The sequence below is a fragment of the Shouchella rhizosphaerae genome (assembly GCF_036700015.1).
Lineage (GTDB): Bacteria > Bacillota > Bacilli > Bacillales > Bacillaceae_D > Shouchella > Shouchella rhizosphaerae.
In genome coordinates this window covers 982,416-1,007,013 of record NZ_CP144921.1, presented here as the reverse complement: position 1 = coordinate 1,007,013, position 24,598 = coordinate 982,416, and the positions used below count along the sequence as shown (strand labels likewise).

General features: G+C 46.1%; 22 protein-coding genes and 1 tRNA gene. 15 read left to right on the top strand and 8 right to left on the bottom strand.

Translation table 11 applies throughout. The features are described 5' to 3' along the window. Positions 1–93: 93 nt before the first annotated feature. The 6 genes from V5G21_RS05285 to V5G21_RS05260 all read right to left on the bottom strand — a co-directional run bounded on the left by V5G21_RS05285 (position 94) and on the right by V5G21_RS05260 (position 6,341). Positions 94–1,014, bottom strand: coding sequence for a S66 peptidase family protein (locus V5G21_RS05285; RefSeq protein WP_095238953.1), 921 nt, complete (start codon positions 1,012–1,014; stop codon positions 94–96). 225 nt (positions 1,015–1,239) lie between these two features. Further along, complete coding sequence (gene nagE, locus V5G21_RS05280) at positions 1,240–2,700, bottom strand: N-acetylglucosamine-specific PTS transporter subunit IIBC (protein WP_035203060.1); 1,461 nt, start codon at positions 2,698–2,700, stop codon at positions 1,240–1,242. A gap of 230 nt (positions 2,701–2,930) precedes the next feature. Then, positions 2,931–3,764 (bottom strand): PRD domain-containing protein, encoded by an 834-nt coding sequence (locus V5G21_RS05275; RefSeq protein WP_338465308.1) that lies wholly within the window; start codon positions 3,762–3,764, stop codon positions 2,931–2,933. Between the two features lie 199 nt (positions 3,765–3,963). Next, positions 3,964–4,617 (bottom strand): hypothetical protein, encoded by a 654-nt coding sequence (locus V5G21_RS05270; RefSeq protein ID WP_082369183.1) that lies wholly within the window; start codon positions 4,615–4,617, stop codon positions 3,964–3,966. 3 nt (positions 4,618–4,620) lie between these two features. Further along, on the bottom strand, positions 4,621–5,226 hold the full coding sequence (locus tag V5G21_RS05265) for a response regulator transcription factor (RefSeq protein ID WP_338465307.1): 606 nt from the start codon (positions 5,224–5,226) through the stop codon (positions 4,621–4,623). A 20-nt stretch (positions 5,227–5,246) separates the two neighbouring features. Then, entirely contained in the window at positions 5,247–6,341 is a 1,095-nt protein-coding gene (locus tag V5G21_RS05260) for a sensor histidine kinase (protein WP_338465306.1), read from the bottom strand. Between the two features lie 316 nt (positions 6,342–6,657). On the opposite strand from V5G21_RS05260, the gene V5G21_RS05255 reads away from it, so the two are divergent. The 7 genes from V5G21_RS05255 (at position 6,658) to V5G21_RS05225 (ending at position 16,690) form a co-directional block, all read left to right on the top strand. Next, complete coding sequence (locus tag V5G21_RS05255) at positions 6,658–7,920, top strand: MFS transporter (RefSeq protein WP_011248171.1); 1,263 nt, start codon at positions 6,658–6,660, stop codon at positions 7,918–7,920. A gap of 246 nt (positions 7,921–8,166) precedes the next feature. Then, complete coding sequence (locus V5G21_RS05250; protein WP_338465305.1) at positions 8,167–9,645, top strand: DNA-binding response regulator; 1,479 nt, start codon at positions 8,167–8,169, stop codon at positions 9,643–9,645. Between the two features lie 153 nt (positions 9,646–9,798). Next, on the top strand, positions 9,799–11,478 hold the full coding sequence (gene hutU / locus V5G21_RS05245; protein WP_338465304.1) for a urocanate hydratase: 1,680 nt from the start codon (positions 9,799–9,801) through the stop codon (positions 11,476–11,478). Then, the gene (gene hutI, locus V5G21_RS05240; RefSeq protein ID WP_338465302.1) at positions 11,471–12,787 is read left to right on the top strand and encodes an imidazolonepropionase; all 1,317 of its coding nucleotides are present in this window, start codon (positions 11,471–11,473) and stop codon (positions 12,785–12,787) included. Before hutU ends, hutI begins: the two co-directional genes overlap by 8 nt. Continuing rightward, a complete protein-coding gene (locus V5G21_RS05235) occupies positions 12,732–14,012 on the top strand; it encodes a Zn-dependent hydrolase (RefSeq protein WP_338465513.1) in 1,281 nt (426 codons plus the stop codon). The genes hutI and V5G21_RS05235 overlap by 56 nt, the downstream gene beginning before the upstream one ends. Continuing rightward, entirely contained in the window at positions 14,009–15,340 is a 1,332-nt protein-coding gene (locus tag V5G21_RS05230) for an amidohydrolase family protein (RefSeq protein WP_035203042.1), read from the top strand. Before V5G21_RS05235 ends, V5G21_RS05230 begins: the two co-directional genes overlap by 4 nt. Positions 15,341–15,349: 9 nt before the next feature. After that, the gene (locus tag V5G21_RS05225; RefSeq protein WP_338465301.1) at positions 15,350–16,690 is read left to right on the top strand and encodes a YjiH family protein; all 1,341 of its coding nucleotides are present in this window, start codon (positions 15,350–15,352) and stop codon (positions 16,688–16,690) included. A 71-nt stretch (positions 16,691–16,761) separates the two neighbouring features. On the opposite strand, the gene V5G21_RS05220 is transcribed toward V5G21_RS05225, so the two are convergent. Continuing rightward, positions 16,762–17,727, bottom strand: a complete 966-nt coding sequence (locus tag V5G21_RS05220; RefSeq protein WP_211182978.1) for an alpha/beta hydrolase — start codon at positions 17,725–17,727, stop codon at positions 16,762–16,764. Between the two features lie 402 nt (positions 17,728–18,129). Then, a tRNA-Arg gene (locus tag V5G21_RS05215) sits at positions 18,130–18,203 on the bottom strand. A gap of 252 nt (positions 18,204–18,455) precedes the next feature. On the opposite strand from V5G21_RS05215, the gene V5G21_RS05210 reads away from it, so the two are divergent. From V5G21_RS05210 to V5G21_RS05175, 8 genes are all read left to right on the top strand, one after another. Next, entirely contained in the window at positions 18,456–18,980 is a 525-nt protein-coding gene (locus V5G21_RS05210; protein WP_095254939.1) for a hypothetical protein, read from the top strand. A gap of 133 nt (positions 18,981–19,113) precedes the next feature. Continuing rightward, on the top strand, positions 19,114–20,049 hold the full coding sequence (locus V5G21_RS05205; RefSeq protein WP_338465300.1) for a Rap family tetratricopeptide repeat protein: 936 nt from the start codon (positions 19,114–19,116) through the stop codon (positions 20,047–20,049). A gap of 78 nt (positions 20,050–20,127) precedes the next feature. Further along, the gene (locus V5G21_RS05200) at positions 20,128–21,105 is read left to right on the top strand and encodes an HD domain-containing protein (RefSeq protein WP_338465298.1); all 978 of its coding nucleotides are present in this window, start codon (positions 20,128–20,130) and stop codon (positions 21,103–21,105) included. A 61-nt stretch (positions 21,106–21,166) separates the two neighbouring features. Beyond that, a complete protein-coding gene (locus tag V5G21_RS05195) occupies positions 21,167–21,499 on the top strand; it encodes an HIT domain-containing protein (protein ID WP_011248159.1) in 333 nt (110 codons plus the stop codon). 42 nt (positions 21,500–21,541) lie between these two features. After that, positions 21,542–22,402: a protein kinase domain-containing protein gene (locus tag V5G21_RS05190; protein ID WP_095254937.1), complete on the top strand. Its 861-nt coding sequence runs from the start codon at positions 21,542–21,544 to the stop codon at positions 22,400–22,402. 120 nt (positions 22,403–22,522) lie between these two features. Further along, on the top strand, positions 22,523–23,029 hold the full coding sequence (locus V5G21_RS05185; RefSeq protein ID WP_095254936.1) for a stage II sporulation protein P: 507 nt from the start codon (positions 22,523–22,525) through the stop codon (positions 23,027–23,029). Positions 23,030–23,042: 13 nt separating this feature from the next. Next, positions 23,043–23,849: a GNAT family N-acetyltransferase gene (locus V5G21_RS05180; RefSeq protein WP_095326415.1), complete on the top strand. Its 807-nt coding sequence runs from the start codon at positions 23,043–23,045 to the stop codon at positions 23,847–23,849. 144 nt (positions 23,850–23,993) lie between these two features. Then, positions 23,994–24,587, top strand: a complete 594-nt coding sequence (locus V5G21_RS05175) for a TetR/AcrR family transcriptional regulator (protein ID WP_179290717.1) — start codon at positions 23,994–23,996, stop codon at positions 24,585–24,587. Positions 24,588–24,598: the final 11 nt, after the last annotated feature.

The following is a 24,598-nucleotide window of genomic DNA, read 5'->3' as shown; positions in this document are numbered from 1 at the left end:
AGATAGAGGCGGAAGTAGAGAAAGTGGAAAAAGAAGCTCGCCCCATTTTGAGGCATAAGCTTCCTTCAAACCATTTGTTGAAATGGGGATAGTTTAACTCACGGTATTTTCCAAAATCGTAATCCGCCCGTTTGTTCCGTCTACTTCTACTTCTGCTCCGATTGGCACACTGGCTTTGTAGTAACCATGTCCTGATTGAAGATTCGTGACAAGTGGTTTGCCTAAAGGCACAAGAAAACCGGAAATCAATTCGTCATAGCTTGTGTTGTAGGCGATCGGGCAGCTCGTGCATGTGCCCATAATAATCGCTTCGCAATCAGCGAATTTGCCAGCAGCTTCGAGGTGTGCCAAATAGCGGTAGACAGTATTGACTGGTTCATGCGTATCTTCTAAAAAAATGACTTTTCCGGCTGTATCAATTTCATAAGGCGTGCCAAGGCTGTCAACAAAAGAGGTGAGGTTGCCACCAACAAGCGGGCCTCTTCCTCTTCCATTAACGAGGCCGTTAAGCGGGAAGCCAGGTGGGTTTTCTAGAAGGCGTGGGCTTGATGGCATCATGGTTGACGAGAAGAACTGGTTGAAATTGTAGTCAGGCGTGCCGTTGTGAAAATCAAGCAAAAGCAAACTATGGAAGCCAATCAAGTCTGTTTCCTGGTAAAGCACGTTTAATAAAATCGTAATGTCGCTATAGCCTGAAATGATTTTTGGATTGGCGCGTATGGTATCAAAATCAAGGTATGGAAAAATGCCAGCAACGCCTACGCCGCCTCGTGTCGGCAAAATCCATTTAATCGAAGGGTCTTCGATCATCGTCATAAAATCACTGGCGCGGTCTTGTGGCGGACCAGCTAAAAATCCGGTACGGGCATAGACATGTTCGCCGAGCACAGGCTGGAAGCCGAGCCCCCTTAAGTAAGCAACATTCGCATTTATCGCATCAGCAGAGCGGGGGCTACCAAGAGCAACGATCCCAACTGCATCCCCTTGCTGTAAACGCGGTGGTTTTTGGGCCATAGTATACCTCCTTTGCGGCGTCCTTGCTTTTGCATGTATATGTAGAGGAGGCCTGCACAAAGAACAGCAAATCACGACCATTTACATTCCAATAAGCAAAAGCCCTGCACACTGATTAGTGCAGGGCTCAAGCGCACACGTTCATTTGTCTCGTGTATGCTTTGCAAATGTTGCTCAACAACTTCCTTTGAGCACAACATGTTCTGTATTTAGGCTGAGTCGATTTTAACGAGTGCGGATTTTCTCGATTTCGTCAGCGACAAATTGTACATGTGGGCCAATAATGACTTGAATATTATGGTTGGATACGACATTAATGCCAGGAATGCCGGTGCGTTTAATTTTTGTTTGGTCGACTTGAGCCATATTTTTGACTTCGACACGTAAGCGGGTGACACAGTTCTCAATTGAGACAACATTACGATCACCGCCTAGTCCATCATAGATCATGGCCGCCATCGCTGTATACTTGCTCTTGTCTTGAGCGTTTTCAGTATCCTCTGGCACTTTTTCTTCATCGTTCTCCTCTTCACGCCCAGGCGTCATCAAGTTAAATTTGACAATCGTAAAGCGGAATAGCGCGTAATAAACGACAGCAAAGCCAAGTCCTTGCACAAGCAGCATCCATGGCTGGTTCGCTAGCGGCAGCCTTGAGCTTAAAATAAAGTCAATTAGTCCGGCGCTAAAGCCGAATCCAGCTGTCCACTGAAAATAAGCGGCAATGGCCAACGATAAGCCGGTAAGCACCGCGTGGATTACATAAAGAACAGGTGCTACAAACATAAACGCGAATTCAAATGGCTCGGTCACACCTGTGAAAAACGAAGCAAATCCTGCAGCGAGTAGCAACGACGCTGTTTGTTTTTTGCGTTTCGTTTTCGCCGTATGGTACATTGCTAGCGCTGCGGCTGGAAGACCAAACATCATAACTGGAAAAAAGCCAGCTTGGTACATGCCTGTAATGCCTTTTTCACCGCTTCCAGACCAGAAATTCGCAATGTCATTGATGCCAGCAACGTCAAACCAAAAGACGGAATTTAAGGCATGGTGAAGACCAGTTGGGATGAGAAGGCGGTTAAAAAATCCATATACACCAGCGCCTACATAGTGCAAGTTGCTAATCCACGTTCCAAATGTGACAAGGCCAGAGTAAACAAATGGCCAAACGATAAAAAGAACGGCGGAAATGACCAACATAAAAGCTGCCGTCATAATCGGCACGAGCCGTTTTCCGCTGAAAAAAGCAAATGCGGCCGGAAGTTGGACATGGCTGAAACGGTTATACATCATAGCAGCGACAATACCGGATAAAATCCCAATAAATTGCGTCTGAATCGAACCAAACGCAGCATTTACATTTTCTGGGTCCGTGCTTGTCAGCAATGCAACTGAATCGGTAGACAACAAGTGGGTTACAACGAGGAAAGCAACGAGCCCGCTTAGTGCAGCTGATCCATCACGCTCCTTTGCCATGCCTAGGGCCACACCGATTGCAAACAAAAGGCCCATGCTCGGCCCGCTAACAAGAGATTCGCCTGCTGCAATCAAAAAGGCAGCGACCGGATTGCCTTCTCCCCAACCGCTCGGGTCCATCCAATAGCCGATTCCCATTAATATCGCAGCTGCAGGCAGCACGGCAACTGGCAACATCAATGAGCGCCCAATGCGCTGTAAGTAATTCATCATCAACGATCCATCCTTTTTTAAAGTAGTGTTTGTTGCAACCGTCTTTTCAACATCCTGATGGCAATAAGGAATGGCGGAGGTAGCACATGGAAACGTAATGGCTTAACGCCCTCTGCCAGCATGAACGGAATGATCGCCATAAAAAAATCCAAACAGCAGCATAAAACATGCTGCCATTTGGATAATGCCTGGTTTTTCCCAGTAACACGCCAATTGTCTATTACGTTCGTTTAATAAAGCAACCGCCAAATATGCAACGTTAAATAGAGCTCTTCATTGGAGGAGAGTTCCCAGCCGTACTGCTTATGAAGGATACGGCCAATTTTTGTTGCACATTGATAGGCTTTTTTGTATGTTCCTTGGATAAGTTCAATTAATTCAGGGTTAAATTGTTTGTATTCGACTTTCTCTTGGTGAAGCTGGCGTAAAACAAAGTACCGTAAATGCGTGAGCAGCCGCAAGTAATCAAATGATTCTTCATTTAGCTGGAGCTCGTAATCGAACTCAATGATTTTGACAATCCGGTTGATCACTTCTGTCATTTTTACCGTTTCTTTCATATGCCGTTGTTGCCCTTGGGCATTCACAAAATGGTACGTTAAAAACGACTCTTCGCTTTTCGGCAATAGCACATCTAATTCATCAAAGACAATCCGAACCGCTTCTTTTGCAGCCTTATGCTCTTTTGGGTAAAGGCGGTCAAGCTCCCACGGATGTGAATGGGGGTAATCGATGCCATCTAACGTGCGCTGAATCGCGTAATTGAGATGGTCGGCCAGCGCCAAAAACAAATGGTCGCTTAACTGGACGCCAATAATTGTTTCTGCTTTACGGATCATCATCGCTGCCACTTCGAAAACGGCAACGGGAATGTTGTCAATCAACTCTGAAAAGGGGTGAGTGCTAGAGCTTTCAGCTGAATATTTTTTAGTGACCAATGTTTCATCAATCGCATCGCCTTTTTTGCGGTTAAAGCCGACGCCTGTTCCAATCACAATCCATTCTAAGCCAGCAGCATCCTCCACCAAAGCAATATTGTTATTAAACGATTTGATGAGGTTCATGCGATGCCTCCTAGCCATAGAGCGGCCATAGCTGATGCCTGATCGGATCAGTAACACGTACGACCTTGTTTGTACGTATTATAGTATATGAAAGCATTTCCGTAAATAGCGAGAAGTGGAAGTGATGCTTGCCGGAGCGCAAAGGGAAGGCATTTCTTTCAGCCGCCACTATCGGGGTACTGTTCGCTGAATAGGCTAGCTAGGAACGTTTCGGCCAAACTGTATAGGACCATGAATAAATCGTGTCGATCAAGAAAATGACACCCCAAAGCATCGAAATCGAGTGGATCGTTTCATTCGGATAAGGGCTGTTAGCTGGATTGTAAGCTTCGCTGCTTAGCCAAGACAAATCGCGTACATAAGAAAGCGCGTCGTCCCAATTGCTCGTACCGAGTGCAAAAAACACCGTTTGCCCAATGAGAAACACCAGCAAATGGGCAAAGGAGGAACGACGGTACATCCGAGCTTGATAACTGGGGTCCTTTTGTTTTGCGATTTGCTCCCGGTCTTTGTCTGTAAGCAAATCAATGCCCCGCAAACGGCCAATTTTTTGTTTCATCCAACGGTCAAGCTTTTTAAAATCTTGGATGCCAAATGTGACAGCGTACAGGACAAAGACCGTAATAATGATTTGCAATGTTGATAATTCACCAGTTTCTTTGTACAACAACCAGCCAAGCCCGGCTTCCAACGCAGTAATGCCAATAAACAAAAAAATAAAGACCATGCTGGCCTTCCGTTTATCAAGGCCGTAACGGACCACGCCAAACAAAAGCAGGCAAACGAGCGAAGCAAGTTCCATCGCAATAAAAAGGGGTGCGGCAAATTCGATAATTCCTTCCATTGCATGCATGTCTTATATCCATCCTTTCTCTTCTGCGATCCGCAATGCGTCGTGGCGGTTAGTCGTTTCAAGTTTTTGCATCGCAGATGATAAATAGTTGCGGACTGTTCCGAGGGAAAGGTGCATGGCAGAGGCGATCGTTTCTGTGTTTTCGCCATTGCGCACTCGCCGGAGCATCTCTTGTTCACGGTCATTTAATGGGTTGGGCTGCAAACGAAACAACATGTTGCTAAGGGCCGGAGAGATGACGTGTTCGCCAGCTACAATGCGGCGGATCGCTACAATCAATTGATCAATCGGGTCATCTTTAAGCAAATAGCCGTCCACGCCAAGTTTCATCGCTTGTTCAATATAGCCTGGCCGCGAAAAGGTCGTCAACAGCGCAATTTTCCCTCTGAATCCATGCTGTTTCATGTATTTCGCTGTCTCGAGCCCTGTCCCATCAGGCATTTCGATATCCATGAGAAGCAAATCTAGCTCCCCAAGGCCGGGAAACGAGCGGACTGAAGCGCCGCTAGAAACGGCTCCGGCTACATGAATGTCTTTTTCTAAGTTAAGCAGTGACTCAAGCGCATTGCGCAAAATCGTTTGATCTTCAGCAATTAATATTTGAATCATTTTCCTTCTCCTTTTACGTGTCAAGTTGGCACGGCCAACGTAACCGTTGTGCCTGAGCTACCGCTTTCCCATAGACATGTGCCGCCAACGAGGCGCATGCGCTCTTTCATTGAGGCGATGCCGTCGCCTTTTTTTATGTCAGGTGATCCGATTCCCACTCCGTCATCGTGAATGTGGCAAACAAGCTCGCGCTCTGTATGAGAAAACGCCAATTCCACTCTATCAGCGCGGCTATGTTTATAACAATTTACAAGCGCTTCTCGAATCGACAACGCCACCATGGTTTCAACCACTTCCGTAAGTGTAGGGATTTGTTCTTCACCGCGGACCGAAAAGGTGGTGAACGTTCCTTTAAACAACGTTTTCGCATGGTCGATTTCAGGCTTGATTTCGATATGCTTTAAACCAGACACCACCTCGCGGACTTGCTTGGCAGCGGAACGTGCTGTATCAAGGACATCCTCCATTTCCCGTTTGGCTGCTACGGGATGGCTGTCTGCTAATCGAATCGCCAGTTCGCTTTTAAATTTGATGACGGCAAGTGTGTGGCCTAGCGTATCGTGCAAATCTCTAGCAATCCGGTTTCGTTCTTCTTCTTTCGCAAAGGCAGCGAGTTCCGATTGGGCACTAGCGAGATCTCGTTCGAGACTGTGGGCTCGTTTCATATAGCGAATCGTTACTGGCAAAATGAGTTGTAAGAATAAAAAAGGCGCATAAACAGTCGTCAAAAACGAAAGAGGCTTGCCTGTTGTGACCGTAAAGACAGCCAGATAACTGGACGCCAAGAACAACATCGACAGGCATAAGTAAGGCCAAAAACGGACTCTGCCACTTACATCGCTAAAAAGAAAAAGATAAATCAATAAGCTGTGATCAATCAATATTGCGGCAAATGCGAACAGACAAATGCCGGCGGCGCTCGCAGCGACAAAGCGCCAATCCTTCCACCATAGTGCTACATAATAAGCAGCTAAAATAGCCGCAAAACAAAACAAGCGTAGCAACAAAGGCACTTCGCTTTCTAACGTTAACAAATTAAAAAACAAAAAAGTAAACACGAAAATATCAACGAAAAGATAGCTTTTCATTTGTTCCCGGGGATAAAGTCGAATCATAGGGAGGCTCCTTTATAGGCAATCCCTTATATTATAGCGCCTTTATAGATTAAGCGATAACCGGCTAGAGTGCTATTCATAGATGTCATTGCTTTTTTGTGACAGGTGTCATACGTAAATTGATTTAAAAAAATGTTGTGATTTAAATTTTTAAATTGTATGATAGAACGTAAAGAAAAAGCTGTTGTGTGATCAAAAGAAGGGCGGTCTCGCTCGCTCTCTGCTTTGACAGTAACCTTAACCTCCACATTCCATTGATGCATGCATTATGTAACAGATGGGAGGAACAAAAAAGAATGATGAAGAGGGGACGTAAATGAAAACACGATCATTTTTACGTGAAAGAAATTTTATGATTTTGCTTTCTGGCGTGTTTATTAATGGAATTGGTGCAGGCGTTTATGCGGTTTCGGGTATGTTGCTTGTCCTCTATTTGAGCGGAAATGTCTTTTATTCAGGTCTCGCTTATTTCGCAGTAACATTGGCAAATGCGTTGGCTTTCTTAATCGCGCCATTTGCTCGATACGTCACGTACAAAAAAGGCTTAATCGTATGCGAAGTGTTGAAGTCAGCATTGCTATTTACACTACCACTGTTTTACGCAACGATTGGCCTGAACGTTTATTATGTCATCACATTGCTATTTGCTGTTTCTTTGCTAGCCAAGTTTACATACCCGATCGAATCAACGATTATGCCAATTATTGTTGGTAAAGAAAACATTATTAAAGCAAATGCGTACTTGCAAACGGTGAGGGAAGGAATGGGTATCGCTTTTGTTGCTGGGGCCGGTGTTCTTGTTGCTTTCATCGGCCCTGTTCAAGCCATTTTAATTACAGCGGTTTGCCATTTGTTGTCATCATTAACGTATACATTATTCCGCTTTAGACAAAACACTGTCCCTCAAGAAAGACAAGGCATGAAACAAAGCGTGGTCGCCTACAAAACAGATTTAAAGGCAGGGATGACGTATATTTCTCAATCGCTTATCCCAAAAATGATTGGGTCGATTATTTTTATTAATATGGCGCTGGGTGTAATGGTTCCGAATTTGCCTGCCTTTACATTAATGAAAGGCAATAGTGAAGCCATTTATGGTTTTTATTTGGCTGGGTTGTCACTTGGCGTCATGATTGGCACACTAGTGACTCCGAAAGTCAAAGAATGCCGTTTCGGGCTGCTAACGGTCATTGGTTTTTCTAGTACCGGCATTGCCTGGCTTGGTACTGCTTTTCTGCCCGTTTACTTTTCTTTGCCTTGCTTCTGTATCGGCAGTATCGCGATTGGCATCTTCAATATCCTCATTTTTTCGTCCATCCAACAACAAGTGGAAGAAGCGATGATTGGCCGTGTCGTGACAGTCCTATCCAGTGCAGCAGCAGTCGGTGTGCCGGTTGGTTCCCTTATAGGTGGGGCGCTTGGCTCTACCTTTACCCCCGTCTTGCCTGTAGCGTTTTGTGGGATAGCGATGTTGTTATTTAGTGCCAGCTGGTTGGTTCACCCAGTCCTTCGAAAGCTTCCGGCCATTGAAAAAGCCTCTTTGTTTGTTCAAAAACCAGTGCAAAGTCAGTCGGTGTAGGAAAAACATGATTGTAATTTAGGAGAGAGGAAAACGTCAAAACCCAAGGAGAGTTCCTTCTCCTTCGGTTTTGACGTTTGATTTTGGCGAAGAGGCATGATGGTCATAAATTCGATTTGTCCGGCTTACGGATGTTTTTTCATTTTTTTATAAGCAATGTTATGTTGGGAAAATGTAATTCCATTCCATTTAGAGGAGAAATCTTTTAAACTGAAGTATAAACGATTAGCAAAGGGTGGTGTTGAGATGAAGCGTATTATTGTGTGTGACCGTGACTTAAGCGAATGCTATGGAATGGAGTGGTTGATTCGTTCTTCTCATTTGCAAGTAGAGCGTGCCGGCATTGCGTGTTCGCCGGAAGAACTGTTTGAACAAATGGAAACAGAACGGCCTGATGTCATTTGCCTTGAATTGGATATGTTTCAGGGGCGTGAATGGGAACAATTAAAACATTATGCGGCCATCTTTACGCCTGCTCTTGTGGCGGTTTCTGCAGAAGGAACGTATGCAAAAGCAATGCAGGCGCTAGAACTTGGCTGTGTCGACTTGCTTATAAAACCACTTGATTCTGAGAAACTATTGCGGCATTTACACAAGTTACTGCGAGAAAAGCACTCTGTTGTCCAGAGCGAAAAAGAAGAGCCTGAGTGGCCCTGTCCATCGTACCGTGACCTTTTTTTGCCTGGTCGGACCGATTCGTTTTCAGGAGATGTGGTGCTCATCCAACATGAAGAGAAAGGCAAAACCGTGAAATTGCTTGAATTTGCCGAAGCTTTCCCATTTACAGATAAACCGGCTATTCTCCCGCTTAGTGACGTGGTGATGCTTGTGTTTCCTGATCGGGACCCTTGGCGGGAAAAACTGTGCCATAAGCTGCTTAATAGTTGGGGGGACGAAAACAACGGCTTAGCTGTCTTTGTTTTGGATCAAAAAGAAAATCGTACTTTGCAGGAAGCGTATCAGCGAGCGCTACTCCATTTGCAACGAGCATTTTTCATCGGTTTTGATCAAGTGATCGTAACTGGGAAAGCGTTTTCGTGGAAACGGATTGATCCACTTTTGACGCCAGATGAACAACGGATTTGGATCGAAATGTTGAGAGACAACAAACTCACTTCCCTTAAGCAATGGCTATACGGGGAATTTTATTATGCCAGCGGCGCTTTGCCCGATCCTGGCCTGCTGCGGATTAAATTGACAAGCATTCTTGCCCAAGTGCGCCGCTATATGCGTAATTGGAAAATGGCAGGAGAGGACGTGGAACGCGCCTATTACAATTTGTTTAATAGCGTATTAAATATGCCAGTTTTAGCAAGGATTGTCCAAGAGCTCATTTTGTTTATTCAATTTCTGTTTGAGCAAACGCGTCGTGTGGAAACGGTCCAAAAAACGGACGTTGTCCATGAAGCGCTCCGATATATGAACAAGCATTACCAAAACCCTAAGCTTAATTTAACCCGTGTAGCAGAGCATGTCGGCAGAAATCCTTCGTATTTAAGCCAGTTGTTTTCCATACGGCTCAAACAATCGTTTCGCCACGCGCTGCAAGACATTCGGATTGCGGCGGCCAAGGAGCTCCTTGCTGACCCTATGCTCGCCATCGGTGAGATTGCCGAACGGGTAGGCTATGCAAACCCAGCCTATTTTTCAAAGGCATTTAAAAAACAAACCGCGTACAGTCCGAACCAGTACCGCATTCGAGAACTAACTACAGAAAAGGATTAAACCTAAAAAAAGTGCAAATGAAAGGAAAATTTTCGGACAGAAATAAATGAAAAGTCGAATATATGAAATAAAAATCCAATCGAAATCAGCTAGGCGCAAATGATGTAGCTCCCTATACTGCTAAGTAAGACATGTAAAGGGGGAAATGCCACAGTGAATCTGAACAATGAACCGATTCGTGCGAAAAGAGGCACTGCCTTAACGGCCAAAGGGTGGGTGCAGGAAGCAGCGCTCCGTATGCTTATGAATAATTTAGATGAAGAAGTAGCAGAGCATCCAGATCAATTAGTTGTCTACGGCGGGATTGGCAAGGCTGCGCGCAATTGGCCGTCTTATCATAGTATTGTTTCATCGTTAACAACGCTTGATAACGATGAAACGTTGCTCATTCAATCTGGGAAACCGGTTGCTGTCTTTAAAACACATGAAGATGCTCCGCGGGTGTTGCTTGCCAATTCCAACCTTGTCCCTGCTTGGGCGAATTGGGAAACCTTTCATGAGCTTGATAAGAAAGGCTTAACCATGTACGGGCAAATGACAGCTGGAAGTTGGATTTATATTGGTAGTCAAGGCATTGTTCAAGGGACTTACGAGACGTTTGCCGAATGTGCACGACAACATTTTGGCGGCTCATTAAAAGGGACGATTACCGTAACAGCTGGATTAGGAGGCATGGGCGGCGCCCAACCGTTAGCGGTCACGATGGCAAATGGGGTGGCTATTTGCGTTGACGTGGACCGTTCCCGGATCGACAAACGTATGGAGACCAACTATTTGGATATTGTCGCCCATACGCTAACAGAGGCCATTGAGGAAGCAGAACTCGCGAAAAAGGAAGGCATCCCCCTTTCAATCGGCTTAGTCGGCAATGCGGCTGAAGTGTTGCCAGAAATGCTTGATCGCGGGTTTGTTCCAGACATTGTCACTGATCAAACGTCTGCGCATGATCCTTTGAATGGCTATCTGCCAAAAGGGTTCCCCCTTGAACAAGGGCAAGTGCTGCGAAGGGAAGATCCCCAAGCTTACATTAGCCTTGCTAAAAAGAGTATGGCCGAGCATGTTGAAGCGATGCTTGAGTTAAAAAAGCGTGGCGCGATCGTGTTCGATTATGGCAATAATATTCGCCAAGTTGCTTTTGATGAAGGGATTCGTGACGCCTTTTCATTTCCTGGTTTTGTTCCTGCATATATCCGCCCGCAATTTTGCGAAGGCAAAGGGCCTTTCCGCTGGGTGGCCCTTTCTGGCGATCCAGCAGATATTGATAAAACGGATGAAGTGATCTTGCAAGAGTTTGCCGACAATGAACCGTTATGCCAGTGGATCCGCATGGCACGTCGCCATATTTCTTTCCAAGGCCTTCCGGCAAGGATTTGCTGGCTCGGCTATGGGGAACGTGCCCGTTTTGGCAAACGGATTAATGAAATGGTCGCTTCTGGAGAATTGTCCGCCCCCATTGTGATCGGACGTGACCACCTTGATGCAGGCTCGGTCGCCTCGCCGAATCGGGAAACAGAAGCAATGAAAGACGGCAGTGACGCCGTTGCTGATTGGCCAATTTTAAATGCACTTGTGAATACAGCTGCAGGGGCAAGCTGGGTATCTGTCCATCATGGTGGCGGCGTCGGTATGGGCTACTCCCTTCACGCTGGCATGGTTGTCGTCGCAGATGGGACAGCGGAAGCGGCACGGCGTTTGGAGCGTGTGCTGACAACGGACCCAGGCCTAGGCGTCGTTCGCCATGCCGATGCTGGTTATCAAAAAGCTATCGAAACGGCAAAAGCAACAGGCATTGTCATTCCGGCCCTTGCAAGGGAGGGAAAAGAAAATGGCTGAACTTTTATATCTCAAGGAAGCTGAACAAGTTGTCACTGTTGCCGGAGCAAGCGACAAACCAAAAGTAGGAGAGGACTTATCTGAAATTGGCGTCATTGAACGGGGGAGTGTCATCGTTGAGGGAGAGAAGATTGCCTTTGCCGGTACAGACGCAGATGCTCGTCATTACTTGCAAAAACGTTCTGGGAAGGTGAAAACGATTGAGGCAACGGGGAAAATCCTCACGCCTGGACTCGTCGACCCTCATACACATCTCGTCTTTGCTGGCAGCCGTGAACAAGAATTGACGATGCGTTTGAAAGGCAAGTCGTATATGAGCATTTTACAGGCAGGCGGCGGCATTTTAAGCACAACAAAAAGCACGAGAGCAGCCACTGCTGACCAGTTGGCCCATGAATCGCGGCTGCGGCTTGACCGTTTTTTGCAGCACGGGGTGACAACCGTTGAGGCGAAAAGCGGCTACGGGTTAGCGACAGACGCTGAACTAAAACAGCTCCGTGTCGCTCAACAATTAAACAATGAACACCCAGTAGACGTCGTCTCGACTTTTATGGGGGCACATGCGATTCCGCCTGAGTGGAAACAGGATCCTGATGGGTTTGTACAATTAGTGGCAGAAGAAATGATTCCCCAAGTCGCAGCTGAAAACTTAGCTGAGTTTTGTGATGTCTTTTGTGAAGAGGGCGTCTTTACGGTCGCCCAATCGCAATACATTTTGGAGGAAGGGAAAAAGCATGGGCTAAAGCCGAAAATCCACGCCGATGAGTTGGTTTCCTTTGGAGGGGCTGAGCTTGCCGCAAAAGTCGGGGCAGTCAGTGCAGACCATTTGTTAAAGGCCTCACCAACAGGCATCGAACAAATGGCCGAGGCAGGCGTTATCGCCGTGCTGCTGCCAGGAACAGCCTTTTTTCTAATGACCGAGCCCGCCAATGCTCGGGCGATGATCGAAGCAGGAGTACCAGTTGCCTTATCGACAGACCGTAACCCAGGTTCATCGCCGACTGAGTCATTGCCATTCATAATGAATTTGGCTTGCCTGACAATGAAAATGACGCCAGAAGAGGTGCTTGCCGCTTCCACGATCAATGCCGCACACGCCATTGGCCGAGCGAAGGACATCGGCAGCATTGAAGCAGGCAAAAACGCTGATCTCGTGCTATTTGACGCGCCCAACTATCAAACATTGCAGTATAACTATGCTGTTAATCGAGTCGATACAGTCATGAAAGCAGGGAAAATCGTTGTGGAAGGCGGTGTGTTACTTGAAAAAACCGACAATCAACGATGCTCGCTTGCAACGGAAGATTGAGGAACTCGGCCAATTTGGCAAAAATGAGAAAGGCGGGTTAGATCGGACAACGTTCACGTCTGCGGAACTCGCTGCTAGGGAATGGTTGCAAACACAATGTGTCAGCCTTGGGCTTGATGTTAAGTGCGATCCCGCCGCCAATATATGGGCTTTTCGTAACGGGCGACAACCTCTTCCTGCTATTTCGTTTGGCTCCCATATGGATACGGTGCCAAACGGTGGCATGTATGATGGCGCGCTCGGTGTTCTCATTGCCATAGAAGTAATGGAACGACTGAACGAAGAAAGAATCGAAACACGCCATCCATTCGCACTCGTTTCCTTTACGGCAGAGGAGCCGAACCCGTTTGGCTTATCGACATTTGGCAGCCGGGCAGTAGCAGGAAAGTTAACAAAGCAAGACTTAGAGGGTGTGACAGATGACAATGAGCTGTTGTTGACGGAAGCGCTTAGGCAAGCAGGGGGAGATCCCGATCGCTTTGAGGACACGCACGCGTTAGCGCCGCCTTTATCTGCTTACCTTGAAGTCCATATTGAACAAGGGAAACGCTTAGTCACAAGCAGTATTCCTGTTGGCATTGTTTCTGGAATTACGGGCATTTACAGAGAGCGTGTAACTGTAACAGGTGATGCCAATCATGCGGGGACGACTGTCATGGTCGAACGTAAGGATGCACTCGCCGCTGCGGCAGAAGTGGTTGTAGCTGTCGAACAGGCGGCCGCGGAAATGCAGGCAGAAGAAGTAGTCGCAACAGTTGGCACACTTGACGTGCGCCCGAACGCCGCCAATATTATCCCTGGCCAAGTGGAAATGGTTGTCGAAATTCGTGGCAAAACAAGCGCAGAAATCGATGCTGTCCGCCATGCATTAAACAGCCAAATTGCAGAACTCGCAAGGAGACGTGGCGTTTCGATAAAGCAAGAAACGTTTTTATCGCAACGGCCTGTGCCAATGGACAAATTACTAATCGACACATTGGCGGAGCAAGCCGATTCACTTGGCTACAAGACGCTGACACTCGGGAGCATGGCTGGACATGATGCAGCCCATATGGCGGCAGTGACAAGAAGTGGCATGTTGTTTGTGCCTAGCATTGGCGGCAAAAGCCATTGCCCTGAAGAAGCAAGTGCACTCTGTGACATTGAGGCAGCTGCGAATGTGTTGTTCCATGCGCTGCTGAAACTTGACCAAAACCTTGACCAGAAAGGGACGGATAACAGATGAGGACGCTTTATTCAGCTGATTTGATATATACAGATGGCGCGTTTCAACAAAGCTATGCGATGTGTGTAAACAACGGGGAAATTGAAGCCATTGGCCCGCAAGAAAACATGTCACGCTTATATAGCCATGTGCCTCTTGTGGCCATGGATGGCAAAGCGATTGTGCCTGGCACAGTGAATGCCCATAACCATTCTTTCCAAAGCTTGCTAAGAGGCATTGCCGCCGATCAGCCGTTTTTAGAGTGGCGCGACAAGGCACTGTACCGATACACGCCTTTCTTGGATGAGGATGCAATTTATACAGGGGCACTATTTGCTTTTGGTGAAATGTTGAAGTACGGCGCGACGACAGTCAGTGACTTTTTCTACGTCCATCGTGGCGGCGTGGAAACCGATGAAGCGGTGATTCAAGCTGCGAAAGATGTCGGGATACGCCTCGTTTTTGCACGGACAATGTATGATTGGGCTGGGGCGCCAGAAGCATACCAAGAATCAGTCGACGAAGCTGTTGCACGGACACGGAAATTGGCGGCCAAATACGAGAGTGATCCGATGGTGTCGATCCAGCCAGCCCCTCATAGCCCACATGCTGCCTCGCCAGAAATGATCAAGGCTGGCCACCGTCTTGCCCAAGAGCTAGGCACGCCATTCCATATCCATGTAGCAGAAGAGCCGTTTGAAGTCGACGAAACGTTGAATGCATATGGCTTGCGGCCCGTTCATTATTTGGACTCATTAGGCGTCGTTGATGAAAGCATGATTGCGATCCACCTTGTCTGGCTTGACGATTCGGAAGTAACTCTGCTTGGCAACAAAGGGGCAGGATTGGCCTATTGCCCATCAAGCAACATGTTTCTTTCAGATGGCGTGACGCGCATTCCCGATCTCCAGCAAGCGGGCGTGCGCATTGGCCTCGGTTCAGATGGAGCTTGCAGCAATAACCGCATTAGCGTGTTTGAAGAAATGCGGATGTGCTCATTGCTGCAAAAAGTCACGCGTCTGGACGGCACATGCATCACTGGGAAACAAGTATTTGAAATGGGCACACAAACAGGAGCTGCTTTGCTAAAGCTGCAAACTGGTGAATTGAAAAAAGGCTTCCGCGCGGATTTTATTGCACTCGATTTGAATGACTTCTCTTTATCGCCACGAACCGATTTGTTGGCAAATCTCGTGTATGCGATGCAGCCAACAGCGATTGCCGACGTATTTGTGGACGGCAAGCATGTAGTGGCGAACAAACAGCTCGTCACGCAATCTGAAAAAGCAATTGTCGAGAAAGTGGGACGTCTCCATCAAACATGGGCTCATGCCCTAGCTGCCCAGTAAGGGGGCGCCATGGAGCCCTTGAAGCAACAGCCACGATTAGAGGCTAAGCAAGGAAACGGTTCTTCCCCTCGAGCGCTGATCCGTTTCTTGCTTTATAGCAGCATTGGCGTGTTTATGTTTTTCGTGCCCATGCCAATCAACGGTACATCTTCCATTATGCTTGACCATATCGTGACCGCAATGAGGCAGGCTTTCCCTGCAATTGTGCCGTATTATGCGTTGCTTGTGATTTTTCTTGGCGCGCTTTATCCGTTTTACAAGGGGACATGGCGGCAGACAAAGACCGATTTGCTTTTGGCTGTTTTTAAACTTGCTGGTTTAGCAATTACTGTCATGGTGCTATTCGGCATTGGCCCGCAATGGATGTTGGCAGAGGACATGGGCCCATTTCTTTTTGATCGCCTTGTTGTCGCTGTAGGTCTTCTTGTCCCAATTGGGGCTGTATTTTTGGCCATGTTAACAGGATATGGTTTGCTTGAGCTTGCCGGTGTATGGATGCAGCCCATTATGAGGAAAGGTTGGAACCTGCCAGGGCGTTCTGCGATTGATGTTATTGCTTCGTTTGTCGGCAGTTATTCACTTGGATTGCTGATTACGAACAGGCTTTTTCGCGAGGGGCGCTATTCGGTAAAAGAAGCAACGATCATTGCCACTGGCTTTTCCACCGTTTCCGTTACTTTTATGGTGGTCGTTGCCAATACACTCGATTTAATGGCGAACTGGAACGTGTATTTTTGGTCTTGTTTAGTCGTTACATTTACAGTGACGGCGGTAACGGCTAGAGTCTGGCCATTAAAACAAACAACGGAAAGCTATTATAACGGGATGACAGGCAAGCCTGAAGCAGAGCAGCAAGGGCGCCGACTCCAACGTGGCTGGGCGCAGGCGATGGCACAAGCGCAAGGGAGCCTGAGCCTATCTGCCAATATTTGCGCAAACGTCCGTGATGGGTTCCGCATGACGATGAACATTTTGCCATCGATTATGTCCATTGGCCTTTTCGGGTTAGCGCTGGCTAAGTATACGCCTCTGTTTGCGTGGCTTGGAGTGTTATTTTTCCCAGTAACAGCACTCGTCCAATTGCCTGATCCTGCCTTTGCTGCAAGTGCTGCTGCAACTTCCATTGCTGAAATGTTTTTGCCAGCAGCTATTGCTGCCGACGCTGATCTCATCACCCGTTTTACGATTGGAGTTGTTTGTGTGTCTTCCGTGCTGTTTTTTTCCGCGGTCATTCCGACGATCTTGGCGACCGACATTCCTGTCAGTGTGCCGAAATTGCTTGTCATTTGGTTTGAACGGGTGGTGTTAAGCATCTTGTTGGCTGCGCCAATTGCTCATTTGTTTTTATAAGGAGTAAAAACTGGCGCACATGTCAAAACCCCTCTTCCAGTGCAACGAGTTGGAGAGAGGGGTTTTTCCTGTTAAGTGAAATAGCGGGCTTCCACAATTTGTGGCTCATATTTTTTAAAGGTCCGGTCAAGAAAGTTTAACACACGTTCCTCGTACTCAGCTTTGTAATGAAAATAGCTTCTTATATGGCCGCCTTTTTCAGGTAGCCAAAGCTCACTGCCAGCGGCGTGACTGTGTATCGCTTCTGACTCTGTGTAAGGAATCGCTCCATCTTTGCGGCTATGGATTAAAAACAAGCCTTTTTCTTGATTGTACTGGGTTGCTGCATAAATGGGCCTTACGTCTTCTAAGTTAAACGTTGGGACAATTGCTTCAACTGCCCGGGCTGTTCCTGCCGCAAGGGACTTCGGCAGCCCGGTCCAATAGTGGAAACTGTTTTTAGCGTATTCGTTTAGATCGGAAAATGGACTGTCGGCAACCACTGCTTTGACTTCATCGGCTTCTGCTCCTGCCATGATAGAAGTGGCCGCACCCATCGACCAACCTACCAAGGCAATGTTTTCAATCCCTTGTTGATCATGTACATAGCGGATCGCGCTAAGCAAATCGCTTTTTTCGTTTCCGCCAAATGTTGTAGGTGCTTTTTCAGACATGCCAGAATTGCGGAAGTCAAACATGAAAACATGATAGCCAGCTTCATGCATGGCCGCCGCCAATTCAAGACTGGAAAACGGCATTTCGGTACGGTTGTAGCCATAACCATGTGAAAATATAACCGCTTTTTCATTTTGAAAAAGCGATTGCTGGTCGGAAGGAATCCACCAGCCACTTAACGATATATTGTCAACGATGTTTGAGAATGAGACATCTTCATAGTCAAGGCCCACGTTATTTGGGTTTGTATGAAGCAAGCGGATCGTTGGGTTCGTTACTTTATAGCCAATAAATACAGTTAATGCAGCAAGGAGAACCACAATAGCCATAAGGGTGGTCAAAACAATGAAAAGCCATTTCTTAAAGCTGAATGTGTTTCCCATCACATCAACTCCTTCATAACAAGGTCCGGATCATAAGTTTGAAAATTTAGATACTTTTATTTAGTATATGAAAAAAATGAATCATTGTGTGTACAGTCAAGCAATTGCAGTTAATAAAGAACGAGGACGAGCTATTCTTATCATAAGAAACGAGCATGTACTTGAATCGTTGTTCTTATCTTTTATTATATGAATAAATTGTTGCGAACGCAAGAGATTTGTCTGGTTTTCTCTCATAATAACACACATTTATACATAATGTCGAAACAGCTCGTCTCTTTTACTACCTCTGCACGCAAATAGGCTACAGATTGAATCATATACTTTTTTTCTAAATCAATGTTTAGGAAACTTTGCGTAAGAACATGGGGAGCGAAGCCAAACAAAAGGAAACATAGAAGACGCGCCTAGCAGGAATTGAACCTGCAACCCTCAGCTTAGGAGGCTGATGCTCTATCCGATTGAGCTATAGGCGCATAAAAAGTTCCGACTTGATTAGATTATCGCAACAAAGCGTGAGAAGCAAGCCCTTGACGGGAAAATTTTTGCCAAAAACGTTGCGAATGATAAAATAATTGAAAGAAGCCTATTTCACGAGAAAACAACCTAAATCGGCTCCCGGTTTTCGCAAGGTTTGCTGAAAGGAAACTGACGAAAATACGAGTAAATGGCAATGACGCGAATGTGATTCATACGTCCTGTTGTAAGTCAAAAAAGAGGAGGCACTTATGGACCAACAAAAAATCGACGCCCTTTTTACGGTAGCAAGCAAGTTAAAAGCAAATCAGATTGCTTTTTCATTAGGGGGGAGCGGCCTGCTGTATGCATTAGGGTTGACGGAAACGGTAAACGATTGGGACATTATGACAAACGCTAACAAGAACGCTGTGACGCAAGCCCTTTTCCCAATAAAAGCGTTCGAAACAGGAAAAACGGGTGACCACTTATTTACGAGTAGTTATAAGCTATTTGTCGAAAAAAACGGCCAAGAAGTTGAAATCATCGGCGGTTTTGCGCTTCGCTCAGAAGCAGGCATTTGCCACATTCCTGCGGATGCTGCTTTTCATTGGCAAGGCATACCAGTAGGAAGCCCTGAAGCTTGGCTTGTTGCCTACGTCTTAATGGGACGAGAGAAAAAGGCAGCGATGCTCGAGTCGTACTTGCAAATGCATGGGGCAAATCCGGCTATGCTTGAACGGTTAAAGCAACAACCGCTTGGCGATAAGCTCAAAGCAATAAAGTGGTTTGCTTAATGTTGCTAGACTGTTCCGAAAATGGAAATCACTCTATGCAAAAAGTGAAAACATTGGGCGTGAGGGTTTCAGTAATAATTTCCCTTTTTTGCGAGACAATCCGATATAATAATAAATAAGAGGAGGGGAGAGTGTGAATGCAGTACGCAATAGTGAAATCGGCAAAAAAGTCGCCCAGTTGTACCGTTGTATTGTCAAACGCCAAGTCCAACAAGCAGCCATCTTAAAAGAAGAGCTTGATGTGTGCTTCAAAGAACTGCTTCGCGATGACAAAATGGTTGCGTATTACAATCTCGTTTGTTTTCGCTATCAAATGATGCTTGAACAGTTGCAAGAACCCCATCAGCTAGAGGCACTCGTCAATTGTTTGCAGTCGGATTTTTTGTTGAATTATTACTATTATTTCTTCAGTGGCCAATATGCCTTCTACAAAGAACGGTTTACGGAAGCTGTCGATTTATATGAACAAGCGGAAAAAGAATTAGCGCATATTCAAGACGAAATGGAGCATGGAGAATTTTATTACCGTGCGGGCGTTTGTTATTATAAAATTGACCGATTTGACCGGGCCATGCCTTATTTAGACAAGGCAAGACGCTTTTTCGCCCTTGATCCAATGTACGTGGAAAAGGAATTGCAGGCGGAAATGATACTCGGCAACATCTTATCGGAAACGGGCCAATACGAGAAGGCAGAAGCGCATTTTTTAAATTTGCTAGAACGGGCTGCAGGCCTTGAGGAAACGGAAGGGCTCATTTTACGCTCTCTTGGACAAAACGCTGTTCGCAATCATCATTTTTATAAAGCAGAAACGTATTATCAGCAAGCGTTGGCTCATTCAGGCCATCGCACTAGTCGCTATTCGACAAAAACGAAAGCAGAACTGGCAAATGCGTTATTTAGGCAACAGCCGCCAAATGTAGAAAAGGGGAGCAAGTTGTTAAAGGAAGCTTTAAGGGCAAGTGGAGGCGGTTTATCGACAAACTTACTAAAACGCTTTTCGGGCGAGGAGAGATTTCGAATACGAATAGGACAGGCGTGGTCGTTCCAGAGTATTTGGGCGGGGTAAACGACCCGCATGCAAGCGTTAGGCACAGTCTGCTGCGGGCAAGATTGCCTGCATTTTTTAATTGGAGTGATAAAAACGATGATGTTGGAAGACAAGCTTTATGGTTCAATGGAAGTTGAGCCGGTACTACGCGATTTAGTGAACAGCAGGCCGCTTCAGCGATTAAAAGGTGTCCATCAGGCTGGAGCGGCTTATCTTGTTTGTCCGGAGTGGAATGTAACTCGCTATGAGCACTCGATTGGAGTCATGTTGTTAATACGCCGATTAGGAGGTTCGTTAAAAGAACAGGCCGCTGGCTTGCTACACGATGTTTCTCACACAGCTTTTTCCCATGTATCTGACTATGTGTTTAAGAATGAAAAGGAAGATTATCATGAACAACTGTTTCATAAACGAATTGCCGAATCGGACATTCCTGCCATTTTGAAAAAGCACCAAGTCGATGTAAACGAGATTATCAATGAGATCGAGAAATGGCCGTTGCTTGAACAGCCTGCTCCACATTTATGTGCGGACCGAATCGACTATACATTGCGGGATTTATATGCTTATCGATTTATTTCCCTTCAGGAAGCCCATCGTTTCTTAGAACAGCTTATTGTAAAAAAAGGGAAAATGGTTGTTCAATCGTTGGCTGCGGCAGAATGGTTTATCGAAGCCTACTATAAAGAAACAATCAAATTTTTCATGGAACCGCGAAATGTGTATGCCAACTGGAAAATCTCCGAGGCATTGCGATTAGCCCTTGAGCGCGGCGCAATAAACGAATGGGATCTATTAGCTGAGGATGAAGAACTCGTAAAAAAACTGAACGAAAGTGGGGATGAACAGGTCCGGCGCCTTCTGGCCGAGATTTATTCTGGCGTGTGTGTAAAGGAAGCAACAGGCGCATACGATCATTACCATAAAAACAAAGTCCGTATCGTTGACCCGTTGATAGATGTAGGTGGCGCGTTCGTGCCTGTGTCAAAATGCTCTAGAAAAGCGGCTGACCTAATCAGCAAAGCGAGAGAGAAGGCAGAAAAAGGCATTTATTTGAAAGTCATGCATAATTAATTCCGTGGCACACCTGTATACTTGACGGGTGAATATACGAACTAGAAAGTAGGAATATACGATGAAGACAGAAGACTTTTATTGTGAAGAAGTGTTAAGTGGCAAAACAGCAGTGAAAAAAGTAATGGAAACAGAAAATGTCCTTGCTTATCACCATACAAATCCTTATTACCCTGTACATATTGTCGCGATCCCCAAAAAGCATATTCCCTCATTATTGTCGTTAGAGGAAGAAGACGATGCCCTTTTGCTTGAACTGTTTTCTGTTATCAAAACAGTCGCTGCACAAGTCAAGGCCGAGCATGGCGCCTGCCGTGTGTTGACAAACCTTGGCACCTACCAAGATTCTAAACACTTGCATTGGCATATTGCGTTTGGCAAGCCACTTAAATGAGTAATAGACAAGTCAGAAAACGCTAGAGAAGGAGATCTGTCTATGGTCATACAAACACTAGGAAGCAAGAGCATTTCATTAAAAGAAGCACATGAGTTTGATTGGCTTTCAGAACTAGGGGATATCTTTGCTGTTTTTGACCAACAAGACTCTGGAAATGTAAGTTTTGGGGTAGCGGATGGGGACAAGAAGTGGTTTGTCAAATATGCAGGTGCTAAGACGCTTTACTATGAGGGGGATATTCAACAGGCAGTTGAGCGTATAAAAGAAGCGGTTGCTGTTTATGAACATCTTGCTCATCCAAACTTGGTTATATTGCATAACCATTTCGCCACTAATGGGGGCTATGCCCTTGTGTTTCCTTGGGCAGAGGGCGAATGTTTGCATGCCCATTGGTTGTTTCCGCCGCCTGCCAAGTATACCGATCCAAACTCGCCGACCTATAAGCATAAACGGTTGCCTGTAGCGAAGCGGTTAGATACGCTTGATCGTATTTATTCCTTTCACGAACACGTCGAACGTAACGGTTACGTCGCGATTGACTTTTATGATGGCAGCATTTTGTATGACTTTTCAACAGGGGTAACGACGATATGCGACATCGATTTGTATCGGAAAAAACCTTATGTCAATACAATGGGAAGAATGTGGGGGTCAAAGCGATTTATGGCCCCGGAAGAATTCCAACTTGGCGCAGCGATTGATGCACAGACGAATGTCTACACAATGGGGGCCGTTGCTTTTGCCTTGTTAGGGAATGAAAACAAGTGGACGGAGGAAAACTGGGACGCTAGCAACGCTTTATTCGAAGTGGCAAAACAGGCAACAGCAGCAGAGCGAGAAGCGCGTTTTCCGACTGTTGCTGCTTTCGTTGCAGCATGGCAAGAGGCAAAAAAACGTTAAAGAGACAAAGGCGCAAACCACATCAACAGCGCTTAAATGAAAAATCTAGTATGTATCGAGGCATCGTTTGTCCAAACTAGGAATACACGTAAAACAAAAAGAGTTTTAGGAGGTTCCTAGATGGACAAGCGTGTGGTGCTAAGTGTTGCTGCTGCTTTGCTGCTTATTGGACAGCCAGCAGGCGATCAAAAGAAAGCAGAAACAAAAAAAGAGCAGCCAGCGATAACAGAAGTAGTCGATCAAAATGAAGAACCCCATTTGCACTATAAAATCCAGGAAGAGGGCATTTCTTATTCGGAGAGCACACTCATCTACGATCAACAACCGATTGCCCGCGTGTGGATGAAAGTGAATGGCGAAGCGGACAATTACAAGCAACAAGTCGCCGTCGCACAAGCGCTTCATGACGAATTGGAAGAGGCTTACCCAGGTTTGAGCAGAGGGGTTTTGGCTGATGTTGCTCAGGCAGCAACAGCGGATCCAAACTCAGTGTCTGTCTATGTAGGTGGACAGGAAAATGGCAAGGAAGAAATAGACATGGCGATTGTCCTCGTTCAGGAAATGGCAGAAAAGCTTAAGATCAAACAAGTCCAGGAACGGAGTGGAAGAATCGTCGATTTTGATTAGCGGGGGAGGGGTTATGATCATTACGAAACCGGCGTTCGTGGATCGTTTGGAAGAGGCCGAGACGAACATGCTCAGTTCACGCTTGAGAGCAATAGAAACGATAGACGGCAATTCGCTCGGAGTAGCGATTGAAACATTTGGACAGGCATACGCGTTTTCTGCAAAGCGTATGCCAGGACCCGCGTTTAATACAGTCCGAGGCTTGCACAAGGAAGAGGAAAGACAAATTGGCGAAATCATTTCGTTTTATGAAAAGAAAGAACTAGAACCACAAATTCAATTAGTGCCTGGCGCCGCTGGGAGCAAAGTGATGCAAGCTCTGTGTCGACAGGGCTTTTGCCAAACCGGTTTTCATTCCGTTCTTGCAGGACGTTGTAGCAGACAAGTAGAGGAGAGGCACGAAAGGATAGCGATTCGGACGTTAAAACTGGAAGACTATCGTCTTTATGGCCATATTTATACAGAAAGTTTCGGCATGCCTGCTTTTTTTAAGGAAAGTGTAGCGACAAACAACGCCGTATTGCATGAAGAACGAAATTGGACATTTTATTTGGCTGAAGTCGAGGAAGAACCAGCAGGGGTTGCCGCTTTATTCACTAGTGGCACCATTGCTGTACTTGCTGTTTGCGCCGTGCTTGCTCGATTTCGAACGCAAGGTGTACAGCAAGCGCTCATTGCTAGGCGACAGGCAGACGCCACAGCTGCTGGATGTACATACATTTGTGGCCAAGCCGGATTTGCGACAACAAGCCAGCGCAATATGGAGCGCTCAGGCTTGCAAACCATTTATACGAAAGCGCTTTGGCAGCGTGTTTCATAAGAGCTGTGCCGTAATGGGCAGCTCTTTTTTGCGCAGTGGCAGTGCATAAATATTCCTTTTCGTTAATTTACATAAATTTGTGCTTGCTTTTTAAGAGGAAGGGGACTAAACTGTTGCTAACTAATATTCGTTAGGTGGATGGCGATGACAAAAGAAAAAATCAAACAAGCGGCATTGGTTGCGTTTGCCAAAGGCGGCTACGAGGGAATGAGCCTGGCGGAAGTCGCCAGTGCAGTTGGGATCAAAACACCTTCAATTTACGCGTTTTTTAAAAGCAAGCAAGACTTGTTTATGACCATTTATCACGAACTGCTTGATGAGCATGCTGCTCAATTAGTTCAGCAAACTAATGTGATGGAGATCGAAGGAAGTGAACAGCGGCTCCGCAAAGTGGTGGAAGCCATGCTTGATTATCATCTCCGAGAGCAAACAAAAACGGAATTTTTAACACGTGTCAATTTGTTTCCTCCTGATTTTCTTAAGGATGAGATGCGCAGCCGGTTTGCTGCTAATGAACAACAGATCCGTTCCTCTTTAGTTGCTATTTTTTCGGAAGGGATTGAACAAGGAGATATTCAGAGCGAACCGTTGCATGAGCTGGTCGATTCTTTTCTTTGCTTATTGGATGGATTGTTTTTACAAACGTTTTACTATAACAAAGAAACGTTGGAAACCTCCTTTTTTCATGCGTGGAAATTTTATTGGCAAGGCATATCTAATCGTACGGCCAATTGTTAACAAGGAAGTGA